5 protein-coding genes are annotated in these 13443 nt (G+C 43.0%); 1 reads left to right on the plus strand and 4 read right to left on the minus strand.

Annotated elements, in window-relative coordinates; genetic code table 11:
* Positions 1–25: 25 nt before the first annotated feature.
* The 4 genes from N7U62_RS13045 to N7U62_RS13060 all read right to left on the minus strand — a co-directional run bounded on the left by N7U62_RS13045 (position 26) and on the right by N7U62_RS13060 (position 11356).
* Positions 26–6319: a LamG-like jellyroll fold domain-containing protein gene (locus N7U62_RS13045; protein WP_264138421.1), complete on the minus strand. Its 6294-nt coding sequence runs from the start codon at positions 6317–6319 to the stop codon at positions 26–28.
* A 302-nt stretch (positions 6320–6621) separates the two neighbouring features.
* Entirely contained in the window at positions 6622–7374 is a 753-nt protein-coding gene (locus N7U62_RS13050) for a LytR/AlgR family response regulator transcription factor (protein ID WP_264138422.1), read from the minus strand.
* Positions 7375–7380: 6 nt separating this feature from the next.
* Positions 7381–9285 (minus strand): tetratricopeptide repeat-containing sensor histidine kinase, encoded by a 1905-nt coding sequence (locus tag N7U62_RS13055; protein ID WP_264138423.1) that lies wholly within the window; start codon positions 9283–9285, stop codon positions 7381–7383.
* Between the two features lie 70 nt (positions 9286–9355).
* Positions 9356–11356, minus strand: coding sequence for a histidine kinase (locus tag N7U62_RS13060; RefSeq protein WP_264138424.1), 2001 nt, complete (start codon positions 11354–11356; stop codon positions 9356–9358).
* Between the two features lie 315 nt (positions 11357–11671).
* Here N7U62_RS13060 and N7U62_RS13065 point away from each other — a divergent pair, with 315 nt between their 5' ends.
* A complete protein-coding gene (locus tag N7U62_RS13065; RefSeq protein WP_264138425.1) occupies positions 11672–13441 on the plus strand; it encodes a TrkH family potassium uptake protein in 1770 nt (589 codons plus the stop codon).
* Positions 13442–13443: the final 2 nt, after the last annotated feature.

Raw genomic sequence — 13443 nt, forward strand, 5'->3', positions numbered from 1 at the left:
CTTTTCACTTGTTGGGCAGTATCTACTACTGTTTCATAAATCTGGTGGTAAATGATCGAAGGCTTTCACCTTGCAGTCGAATCAGATAAACTCCTGATTTCAGGCCCGATACCGGGATGCTGGATCCACCATCGATCAATACACCTGCATCCAGAATTTGACCATCCAAACCAATGATCTGATATTGACTATAGTCCTTAGCATAGCCCTCGATCATGAGTCGTGTTGTTGTTGGATTTGGATAAAGTTTTATACTTGGGGTTGCTTCATCTTTTGCAGATAGCACCTCTTCAGCTTCTATGGTTATTTCGAATGTCTCGGTGATGCTAGCGCCAGAAGCATCCGTTGCGGTTACCTCCACACTCAATACATTGCCTTCCATCGTCGAAAGATCTACGGCCTGAGACAATATCAGATCTGTACCATCAATTTCGAACATATCTGAGCTTTCGCTGAAGGTCAACACTTCCTCACCGTCTTCGTCGCTAGCCGACAAGGTTCCTACTAGAGCACCTGCTTGAGCACCATCTTGTACTACATTGGCTGATAAAGCCAATCCAAATGGCGCATCATTTTGATCTGTAATCTGGATGGTAAAACTCTCTGTGAAGTTATTTCCATTACCATCATTAACAGTGATCTCGATGCTGTAGTTACTTTGAGATTCAAAATTGTAGACTTCATTGGCCACTAGCTGGCTTCCGCTGATAGCAAAAGCTCCTCCTTCAGCCTGACGCAATCCAACTTCGATAGCTTCAGAAATCACGCTCACTGAATATGTGTAAGTCTCACCCTGATCTGGATCCTCTACAGAGAGCTCTCCGATTACTTCTTGCAGTGCATTGTTTTCCGCAATTGTGTTATTACTCAAAGAGATGGCTACTGGAGCTTCCGCTACATTCTCAACAGTCAGTGTAAAGCTTTCGGTATAAGAATCACCCGCCGCATCACTTACGGTCAACTCTACATCGTAACTGCTTCTCGTTTCAAAATCCAATTCTGCGTTGGTCACAATCTGATCTCCCGAGATTACAAAAGGTAAAGCATTGTCAACCTCTACGATGATTTCATCCTGTCCCAATGCAACTACATCTCCTGAAGAAGCTACCAGACTATAAGTGAAGCTGTCATCTACATCCGCATCCGTGGTACTAATCGTAGCTACCACAGTCCCTATCGCTGCATTCTCTAATACTGAAGTAGCAGACAGTGACAAGTCAGTCGGTGCCTGATTCACATTCTGCACAGTCAACTGCAAAGTCACGCTTGCCTCAAACACGCCATCCGTAGCAGTAATAGTTAGTATCACTACATTTCCTCCATCTGTGAAAGTCGGAGTGCCACTTAATGTGATATTAGTTGCTGTAACACTCTGCGACAACCAGGAAGCCGCAGCACCTAAATCCACTGTATAAGTCAAGTCATCACCATCTACATCTGAGAACATCAAACCTGGATTCTCACTAAAATCAAATACCTGCCCCTCTGTGGCAACCAACCCTTCAGAAGCATAATTGGCAACCGGCGCATCATTGACTGGTGTTACCGTCAACAAGAAGCTAGTTGAAGCTGTCGCTCCTTTTGTATCTTCTGCTGTCAAGGTAATCGTAGCACTACCATTGTAATTTGCATCTGGGACGATATCTAAAATACCCTCAGTCAGCGTCAGTGCTACTGCAGACACATCTGAAGTGGCGCTGTATGTCAAAGCATCTCCATCAGGATCTGAAAAATATCCCGTGATGTTAACACCATTCATCTGAGTGTCTTCATCAATGGTTATATCCCCAGGTTCTACTTGAACCACAGGCACCTGGTTATTGGGGCTCACATTCACATTGGCTGTGGCAGTTACTACATTGCCAGCTGCGTCTGTTACTGTTAGGGTCACTGTATTATCTCCCAAATTTGCCTCTGTGAAAGAGGTCACATCTAGTGTCATACTTGCTATCGAACAGTTGTCAGAAGAGCCATTGTCAATATCCGTTACCGAGATGGTAGCATTATTGGTTTCGTCCAAGACAACCACTATGTCCTGAACCAGCACCACTGGATCAGTATTATCCGAAATCGTAATAGTCGCTGTTTCAGTGGCTACATTTCCAGATTCGTCCGTGGCGGTGACAGTCACAGTATTAGCCCCAAGGTTATCACAACCAAAACCTGTAACATCCAGGGTCATCACCAGACTTTCTTCTACAGTACAGTTATCAGAAACACTGCTTAAAACATCTGCCAGTGCAATACTAGCCGCACCATTGGCGTCAAGATCTAAAGCCAAATCAGTCAAAACTAAAGTTGGAGCTGATGTATCGGCACCAACAGTTACAGTCACTACATTAGATAGCGTCAAATCGCATGAAGCTGTTCCAGCTGCAAGGCTTGCTCTAACTGAATAGTTAGTAGTTGCAGTAATGTTTTCGGCAGTGAATACGATATCATTTCCTGTTCCCGCTACTGGCCCCAGGACATCCGTGCCCGCATCGTTGTTAACCAGATAGTAGTTCACACCTATTTGAGAAGTTGCTACAGCAATCGCAGCACTTCCACCCTGACAAGTTTCAGTATCCATTGCCGTCACAGTTCTATCCTCTACATAGCTAGTCACTGTCACCACGGCGGTAGCGTCTGCACTGTTACCCGCTTCGTCCGTTACGGTTAGTGTCACTGTATTTTCTCCCAACTGATCACAAGTGAAAGAAGTAATATCCAAACTCATCGCAAGGCTTTCTGTAGCAGTGCAATTATCACTGCTTCCATTGTCAATATCAGCTGTGGTGATCGCAACCGAACCTTCGGCGGTCAGCTGTACAGTGATATCCTGAGTCAGAATACTTGGAGCTTCGCTGTCTCCGACAGTCAGAGCTACTGTCTGCTGCATCGTACGCGAACAGCTCAGATTAGAACCGATCAAACCATCAACCCATACTGTCGCAGGGTTCATGCTGACCAAAGTCGCGTCATTGCCATTGCCGCTGGCATCTGCTGCTATCGTAGCATCAGTCCCATCATCAAATTTGAAATAAACGGCCAATCGATCTTCAGTTCCTGCTAGACCTTTGTTCATGGTAGATTTCAATTCGTCCTGCGTACGAGCATATCTCCACACACGGAATTCGTCCATCTTACCATCAAAGAATTCGGCATTATCATTATTAGTGCTGTAGTCTTCGCCAATTCCCCAAACAGAAGAGTTGTAAACTACAGAAGTAGCCGTAAATGTTCCATTGGCAACCAATTCACCATCCACATATATGCTCGCCACACCATCCTTAAAAGTGGCAGCCACGTGATTCCATGCATTTAATGTCAACACATCACCAGCAGAAATATACTCAGGCGTATTGACATCCTTTCTCACATACAATCTCAAATCATCACCATCATGCACGCCCGTTTCAGCATTGACCAGATCAAAAACAATAGATCCAACAGCAGCATATCCAGTACCTGAGAAATTAGAAAAGATTCTTCTACTACTTGTTCCCTCTGGATAAATCCAGGTTTCGATCGTAAACTCATTGCTGATCGCCATGCTAGCTGAATCGAAAGGAATGGTCAACCTATCATTTGTACCATCAAACTCCAATGATCCAGAAGTTCCAGATACGGGTTCCTCTGCATATACTTCGTAAGTAATGTCTTCGTTTAACTCTCCCGTTTGGAATACCAAAGGACTACCTGTACCTGCTATGGGTCCAGCGATTTCATCTCCGGTATCAGCATTCAATAGGTAGTAATCAAATCCAGTCACTGATCCAGACGTAGTGATGGTCGTACCAGCAGCATCCGCCTGACAAAAATCTGTCTGACCAGCTGTCAAAGTCACTTCTTCAAGAGTAGTAGTCGACAAAGTAACACTGACACTTGCATCAGCCGTACAGCCATTTTCGTCGGTACCCGTCACTGTGTAGGTAGCATCTGCTGTAGGAACAAAAGACACTCCATCGACAACATCATTGTCCCAGGCATAGCTAACCGCTCCATGACCTGTTAAGGTTACACTTTCTCCTTCACATATTTGTAAACTTGATGCAGAAGCAAAAACACTTGGCGCTCCATTTACAGTTAGATTTGCAAAGATCAAAGAATCGACGCTCGTTCCTGCCTTAGAATAAGGATAGAAACCTGCAGTCGTATAGTCTGTGCCATTGATAGCAATGGTTTCTCCATCGCAGATAGCTAGCTGCTCCAACTTAGGATAGTTGCTATTAAGGTAGCCCATTTCTACTGCTGAAAGTACTCTGTTGTACATCATGAAATCGTCCAAAGCAGCATTAGCCGGGCTAATGATCGAGCCATAGCCACCCACGATGGTACTACCGAACATGATCATGTCTGAACTAGACTCTGGCATACTGGCAGGACCTGTAGTGGCCAATTCATAAGCCGTACCATCTAGATACAAAATAACTGCTCCACTTTTCTGAATCGAAAAAGCGATATGATACCACTGATCTGAAAACAGGGAAACGCTGTGATTGTAAATCGAAGATCCTACTTTAATCGAAATGCTCCCCGAATAGTAGGCCAACCTTAGATCCTGGCTACCTCCATAAGTTTCGAAGAAAGTTCTAATTCCTGAGGTAGCTGAGGTCAAATCCGTTTCTGGCTTCACCCAGATGCTGGCAGATACACCGCCATTGTCATCATTGTAGGTATAGCTTTCGATGGTACTTCCATTAGGCAAATTGGTCGTCCACATGTCCGTGCCATTGAATAGCATCGCACCAGCCGCATCGCTGTATCTATCTTCGAAAGCCGTAGGTAGGGTACTGCTGCTGTATTTAGACAAATCTCTGTTGTTACCTGTATAATCTTCAACTACTCCATCCGAAATCGGGTAGTAAGCCGTCATTCCAAAAGTCAAATCCACTTCATAGGTATTGGTATAAGAAATAGCTGCATTGCCATTTCCAGCCAAATCCGTAAACGCATCAGCAGCTATATCAAATCCAAAGCTTCCTTCAGCAGAAGGAACAATGGATACCGTAGCTACCATTCCTGTGATGTCAAATGACCGAATAGTAGCATTGGTCAATACGACATCAGACTCTTCGAGTCCAGTTACCGCCTCGTCTACCGTGATGGTTACTTCTGCCAGTGCGTTGTAGGTGGGCTCAGGGGTAGAAGACTCGACCAATGGCGCATTGAATGTGCCATCATAAGTCAAGGCAATCTCGTTAGATGCCGTATTCAGTAGCGCTCCTCCATCCTGAGCAAGATTTTCTGCGACCGAAAGAGTGATCGCACCATCAGCATCCGGCGTAACATCTACCGTATAAGTATCTCCACTTCCACTCAGGTTAGAAACGGTAGCATTGGTGGCAGTAAAATCCGTCAGCTCAAACCCGGTCACAGCCGCTGTGAATGTAGCCGTTACCTGGAAAGGGGAGTTATTGGTAAGTTCTCCTTCTGAAGTAGACAAAGTCAAACCGGGTCTATCAGTGACAGTAAAAGTCCAATTCGCTGCACTAATTCCGGTATAGCTGACCCCATTGGTTCCTACTATCGCACCAGAGGCGATAGATACTGAATATTGTTTACCACTTTCAAATGTCTGTCCGTGATCAATGGTCACCTCTCCGCCATCGAAGATCAAATCAGCGGCGGGGATCGTTACCAAATCCACAGCATCGGTCTCATTTCTGACGACCACATCACCCGTTCCTGCTTCCACATTAGCTCCAAAAGTGATTAGGATCGGGCTGGTTTTAGAAACCTCCGTAGCATTGTGAACTGGCGATAAAGTTGGCGTTCCCAGAGACAAAATCTGAGCTGAGAAGAACATGTCATTGTTGCTGGCACCAGCGCCAAGAATTCGTCCACCAGCATAGTAATCTGCGGCAGCATAGGTCCCATATTGAAATTGCGGAGATCCCGACCATCCCATGAAACGTGCCGTATACTTCTGACCACTCGTCACCTGGATGTTCAGCGAACTCAAATCAAACTGATTGGTTCTGCCTGCTCCAACCTGAATATTCCCGGTCCTTCCCAATTCGTTGGTAAAGCCTTCGCCAGAGTAGATGATCACGTAGGCGGTCGCCACAGTATTGTTGATTGCAGTTGGTCTTACAAAATTTAGCTTACCTGTCGCACAGGCAGTAAATGATTGACCTACTCCACTGCCAGACCAGGCCGTGCCTCCGTTACCGTTGACATTGGTGTTGATATTACAATTTTGGGCAAATGAAGACATGCTCGCTAACATGACTACACATAGCCCTAACAAAGTTCTCTTAAAGGATGACAGCTGTTGACCCCAGGGGCGGCAACTCTCCTCCTTTTGAGTTAAGGTGTATGAATCTCTTTTCATAGTAGTAGATGTTGATTGAAAAATAAAATCCACCAAACATCTACAGACAGACTTAAAAAACTTTGGGACTTGAGTGATCGACCGTCTCACAGGACGAATGGTTCATTCTTTTGAGGGAATGAAAATGCCAGGTAATTATGAAAATAATTTGCTCATTGCTACGATATGCTTTGCATCGGGTACCCGATAGGGATTCTCCTCTTATCCCGATAGACAATGTCCCCTTAGCCCGATACAGATCGTATCGGCATGGCGATAGGGATCGTATCGTTAAAAGGCCTCAATTGACCGTTTGATTATTTTTAGGACAAAGAATTGAGCACGGCCAAAAAAGAATCCTTCTTGGCCCGAGCCAAAGGAATAGAAGTACCATCTACCATTTCGATCGCTCCTCCTTCTCTCTTGTCATACTTTCTCAGGTGATTCATATTGATGAGATAGGATCTGTGGGGACGATAAAAGCCCAACTCTCGTAGAATCGATTCGTAATCCTTGAGTGTTCGAGAAATAACCACCTCTTGCCCGTTCTGAAGAGCAAAAACCGTATAGTTGCTATCTGACTTGCAATACAATATTTCATCTACATCTACAATCTGAATAGAGTTTTGATCCTTCAATACGATTCGTCTCAGTTGTTGATTTCTGGACTTCAAACTTTCACTCAGACTCTCGATCTGTTCTTCATCCGTTGGGCTGGGCTCATCCAGTACTTTGGTAATGGCCGCCTTGAACTCAAAAGGATTAATTGGCTTTAGGATATAATCAATCGCGTTGAACTTGAAGGCCTTTACCGCATATTCATCATGTGCAGAAACGAAAATAATCTTGAACCCACGTTGCTCTGGAGTCAGGTGGGCAAGAAAATCAAAACTGGTTACCCCTTCGGCCAGATTAATATCCAGCAGAGCCACATCAGGTTGAAAACCCTCCAGTACCTCAAAAGCCGAGTCTATCGAAAATGCCTCCTTAATTTCGGCTTGCGGAATATTTTTTTGGATGTAGGATTGTATGGTTTGACGAGCCGACGACTCATCATCGAGAATCAATATTTTCATTCTTTATTAGACACTTACCAGTTGGGTCGGTAGTCTCAAATTTATCCTATATCCATGGATATCTCCTGCTTCATTTAGGATATTTTGACTTTCCATTCCGACCTTCTTATTCGCAAAGGCACGCAATTTACTCAAACGTTCATTGGTGATCTTTGTGGCTAATGACTTGTGATCTACGACTACCTTGCTCTCTTCCACTCCGACTCCCGAATCTTCTATCTCCAGCCCGACCAGCGAATCCCCAATCTTTTCGAAATGGATTCGGATTCTATTCTTCTGTCCATCCTTTCTAAATAGCCCATGCTCCAGCGAGTTTTCGATAAAAGGCTGAGCAAACATCGGTGGTACGCCTGCATAGTCCTCATCCAGATCCTCATCAATCACTATCTCATAATCAAACTGATCCCGAAACCTCATCTGCTGCAGCTGCAAGTAATTCTCCAGCATAGATACCTCCTCTGACAGTGTAATAAACTCCTGTCTGGAATTCTCCAGAATCTGACGCATCAGCGTGCTGAACATCCCCATGTAGTGACTCGCCCCTTCTGGTTCGTTTTCTTCCAGGTATTGCTGGATGGCTGTCATGGAATTGAAGATAAAATGAGGATTCAACTGAGAGCGTAAAAACCGCTGCTCCAACTCTGCTGCAGACCGTTCTTTTCTCGCCTTCTCCTGTCTGTAAAAGATAAAGCCACCCAGCACCAACACCACAGCTACCAAAGCGCCTATCACCAGTTGATTTCGCTGTTTGCTGATCTCCAGCGATTGAATGGCCGCTTGCTGACTCAAACTCTCTATTTCCTGATCTTTCTTTTCAGTTTCAAACTTAGTCTGAAGCTCCTCTAACTTCTGCTCATTTTGCGCTTTCCCGAGCGAATCATAAAACACAATCTGACCCTTGAGGTCTTTCAGCATACCCTCATAATTTCCAGAGATCGAATCCAATTCGAACTGATGCTCCATGTGCCTCTTTTCCTCATTCAGAGAGGCATATTGCAAATACCTTTCTGCCGAATCCTGATATTGATAAGCTTCTTGGATCCTTCCCAGCATCTTCAAATTAATCGATAGATTACTGAACAAATTGAAGTGTCCCTCTTTGGGAAAATCGAAGGATCGATACTCCTCAAGGAGATCAAAATAGCTATCTGCCGCCAATTGATAATTCCCCATTCCATATTGGACTGAAGCTATATTAGCCATCACCCTAAGTCTTCTAAAATCCAAGCCCCTCTCGACATAGTGGTCATAAATCTTTCTGTACATTACCAGAGACGAATCATACGCTTGCTTATAGAAATACAAACCTGCCAATAACTCAGAGATGGAAAGCATCTCAGCTTCATTACCCTCAGCAATCTTCAGAGCGTCTTGTTGAAAAAGAATCGCATGATCAACATCACCATTGTACATGTAAGCCAGCGAAATCATTCTCAATGCCTTCGTTTTTTGCTTGGGCAGCATGGCTAACTCCATCGCTCTCATCCCATAGTAAATACAGCTATCAAATCGTGATTCATCCAAATGCATCGATGCTAAATGAACATTGAGCCAGGACATATTGAGTGTATCTTTTTCTTTAATTGCCCACTGCATTCCCTCGTTTGTAATTGTAAATGCCCTGTCATTTATCCCTTCTAAGAAATACGCATACCCTAGCTGACGATGTGCCAATGCCCTTCTAATTCCTAGTTTTTCAGAAAGTTCAAGTGCCAATTCTCCATAATAAATCGCTGAGTCACCTTTGCGAATGGTACTGTATTCATTGGACAAATTGATGAGCACCAAAAAGCTGGAATCGTAGGGTACTTTATCCAATTGAAGACGCAGACTGTCTATTTTACTTTGAGCGAATAAAGAAGAGAAGGGCAGATACAGCAGAAAGGCAATCAGAAATATTTTTTTTAACATAGCTAGTTTCAATTCACTAAATTAATCATCGAATCATCTGACGAACTATAACAAAATTTCACCTACTTCCTCAGACATTGACTAATTGAGTCGGCAGTCTCAAATTTACCCTATAACCATATACATCCCCCTGTTCATTTCGGATATTTTGGGTTTTCATACCTACCTGCTTATGACTCCATGCTCTAAGCTTATTCAGACGCTCATGAGTTATCCTGGTAGCAAGTGATTGATGATTCACTCGGACTTTTCCTTGCTGCGTGCCCACGCCAGAGTCTTCAATTTCAAGTCCCAACAAACCTTCTTCAATCTTATTGAACCTTATCCTAATTTGATTTTTTAGTCCATCCTTTCTAAATAGCCCATGCTCCAGCGAGTTTTCGATAAAAGGCTGAGCAAACATCGGCGGTACACCTGCATAGTCCTCATCCAGATCTTCATCGATTTCAATCTCATACTCGAACTGATCCCGAAATCTCATCTGCTGAAGTTGCAGATAGTTCTCCAGCATAGACACTTCCTCCGCCAGGCTGATAAACTCCTGTCTGGAATTTTCTAATATCTGCCGCATCAGTGTACTGAACATCCCCATATAATGACTCGCGCCCTCTGGTTCGTTTTCTTCCAGGTACTGCTGGATGGCGGTCATAGAATTGAAGATAAAATGAGGATTCAACTGAGAGCGTAAAAACCGCTGCTCTAGTTCTGCTGCAGACCTTTCTTTTCTCACTTTCTCCTGTCTGTAAAAGATAAAGCCACCCAGCACCAACACCACAGCTACCAAAGCGCCTATCACCAGTTGATTTCGTTGTCTACTGATTTGTAAAGATTGAATCATCGATGCTTGCTCCAATTCAGATATTTTCTGTTCCTTCTTTTCAGTCTCAAATTCCATATTCAACATGGAAAAGTAGTTTTTGTTTTTTTCATTACTAATGCTATCGAGGAGTTCTTGATATCGGGTAATATCATCCAAAGCTACTTTCGGGTTTTCATTCCTATTGATTTCAGATCTCACCTGAAGTAACTGCATAAAAGCCTCCATGTTACTGGAGCTAAGAAGTAAAGTCTTCAACTCCTCCAAAATTTTATTAGCCTGAACCAAATCAGCATTTGGACGACTGGCTAAATACTTAGCATAAGCAAAATTGAATTGATTATAATGAGAGCCCGAATTGACATCTACCAGTTTTTCCTTGCATAATTCGAGCTCCATTTCAGCTTCTGTCCACCGCTCCTGCATAATGTAGAGCTTACTAAGTTTGACACACACAGATACTAACAAATAATCTGCGCCATTGTCCTCTAATGTTCTTTTCGCCTTAATTAAGTTTCTTTCCGCTTCTTCATAATCCCCCATTTTGGTCAATACATCCCCTAAATACTGTAGAACAGTAGTAATTTGCTCTTTGTTCTCAGACACTTCAGCTTGTTTTAAAGCAACGTCATAGTAACCAGCAGCATCTTCCAATTTACCCTGAGACTCAGCTAAAAGCCCCAGATTACTATTGGCCGTGCTTCGATACAACAACATGTCGTTATCCACCAAACGTAACACCTCAAAAAAAGCTTCTGTAGCTTCCTCAAATGCCCCAACAGATTTATAGTTGAGCGCTATCCCATTTAAAATGGATGCCCTTCCCAAGCTATCAACTACTGATTCAAAACCTTTTTTAAAGTAGAAATTAGATGAATCAAGTTGCCCTTGCCTTCTGAATAAATACCCTAAGGAAGTATATGCGTATTCCTTTCCCATATCATAATCGATACTATCAGCTATTTGACAAGACCGCTTAAGATATTGAGAAGATAATTCGAACTCAAGTTCATTTTCTTTGAACTTACCTAGTATCAAATAATAGGTAGCCAATCCGTACGGATCTTGTACACGATCTGAAATCTCTTTTACCCTATCCAAATACATCAAACATGAATCGTGATCATTATACAAATACCAATCTGCAAATTGAACCAGGGCATCTATACTATCTATGGAGGATTGGGCTGCATCGAGTTGCTTTTGATAAGTTGAAACCTCCGACTGACAAATCACCTTATTGTGGGCAAACAAGATGATTAAAATAAAAAAAAGAGGCCTTTCGCCTCAATATAAACAAACCGACAGCTCATATCTTTTCACAATTTATTCATTAGAAATCCAACAATTGGCTAGATGTATAACTTGCCTAAAGTTGAATTAATAAATATCACTTCCAACAAAATTCAAAAGAAAATAGACCTTCGCAAATACTTTTGAAGATCCAGATAAGAAATTCAAGGCAATTTTTGAAAACCTACCATGAAATAATGAAGATCACTAGGGCTATACTTAGCTTAGCATTGTATATTCAATACTATAATTGAGAATTACCTTGTACCCTCGTACATGAAAAAAACCACTCCTTCTATTTTTAATGATTCCCTGGTTTTCATTACCAGTTTAGTTGCTCTGGTTGCACTGGTATTGGACTTTGGCTATCGATTCAGCTTTTGGATGCATCTACTCACCGATGTATTTTACTTGCTCTTCGGGCTGGTTTATTCTTCCTTTTTCTTTCAACAATTCCCCGGTTGGAGAAAACTGAAACAACGCCCTTTTGGATATTATGTTGCTTTTAGTTTATCGTTTCTCCTGTCATTGATTGCATTGGCCAACACAGTCAATTTTGCCATCAACGATTCGGTATCCTTCAACATATATACTGCAGGCCTGGTTTTCATTCTCACACTTTTAGAACTTTCCGGACGACTGTATAATCTCAATCGCCAGACCCTGCATCCAGCACTCGTCTTTGCACTCAGCTTTGTGGTTTTGATATGTATAGGCACCTTATTACTCATGACGCCCAGGGCAGCAGCACACGAAATTCATTTTACCGATGCGCTATTCACAGCCACTAGCGCAGTGTGCGTCACTGGTCTGGCAGTATTGGATACAGGAAAGGATTTCACACTGATGGGTCAACTCACCATACTAGGCCTGATCCAATTAGGTGCACTTGGCATGCTCAGTTTCACCTCCTTGTTTGCCTTGTTCTTCAAAGGTTTTGGCTCTTTCGAATCTCGCCTCAATATCAAAGACATGATCAATGCCGAGACATTGGAAGGCACATTTAAACGACTGATTCAAATTATAATCTTTGTATTTGTAGTAGAAGGACTCGGTGCTTTTTTGATTTTTTTGACACTGGGGGATCAGTTCGACTCGTTCAATCAAAGGCTGTTCTTCAGCATTTTCCATTCCGTCTCGGCCTTCTGCAACGCTGGTTTTTCTACACTCAGCCATTCGCTTTACGAAACGGGCTTCCGCTACAACTACAATTTGCATATCATCATAGCGATACTGATCGTAGCTGGTGGGCTTGGCTATGGAGTCGTCATCAATCTCACCAAATACCTCCAAAGGTGGTTTCTCTACGGTTCGCACCGAATTTTCAGATTTCACTGGGGGGTAAAGGCAGAAAAGATAAAACCTCAAACCTCTCTCAACAGCAAAATTGTGGTTTACACCTCACTCATTTTAATTGTAGTTGGAAGTATAATTTTCTACGCCCTGGAATTTGACAATACATTGAAAAAGCACTCAATCTATGGCAAATTAATTACCGCCATTTTTGGTTCCATCACTACACGAACAGCCGGTTTCAACACCATCGATACCGGGTCATTACACATGTCCACTTTGATGATAGTCTTACTATTGATGTGGATTGGTGCCTCGCCAGGCTCGACTGGAGGCGGTATTAAAACGACCACCTTTGCGGTAGCCACTTTCAATATTGTTCAGCAAGTTTTTGGTTACAAACAAATAAAAATAGGCTTCAGGAGAATCGCTCCACAAGCTTTGCAACGAGCTACAGCGATTATTTCCCTGTCCCTAATAGTAATTGGAGCCTCTACCTTTCTGCTGATCTTTTTTGATGAGCAATTGGGCATCATGCCTATCGCCTTTGAATGCTTTTCTGCCTTTAGTACCGTAGGGTTAAGCATGGGGATTACGAGTGAACTGAGTGAAGCAAGCAGATTGATTCTGATCATCACTATGTTTGTAGGACGTGTCAGTTTACTCACCTTACTTACGGGTATAGTCAGACAAATTCACAGCTATGAATTTCAACCAATAGAGTATCCAGAAGAAGAAATTTTGATCAATTAAGC

This window comes from Reichenbachiella ulvae (assembly GCF_025833875.1).
Classification (GTDB): Bacteria; Bacteroidota; Bacteroidia; order Cytophagales; family Cyclobacteriaceae; genus Reichenbachiella; species Reichenbachiella ulvae.

Coding starts and splice junctions, on each gene's coding strand:
- N7U62_RS13045 (WP_264138421.1), bottom strand. CDS start 6,319: ATGAAAAGAGATTCATACACCTTAACTCAAAAGGAGGAGAGTTGCCGC.
- N7U62_RS13050 (WP_264138422.1), bottom strand. CDS start 7,374: ATGAAAATATTGATTCTCGATGATGAGTCGTCGGCTCGTCAAACCATA.
- N7U62_RS13055 (WP_264138423.1), bottom strand. CDS start 9,285: ATGTTAAAAAAAATATTTCTGATTGCCTTTCTGCTGTATCTGCCCTTC.
- N7U62_RS13065 (WP_264138425.1), top strand. CDS start 11,672: ATGAAAAAAACCACTCCTTCTATTTTTAATGATTCCCTGGTTTTCATT.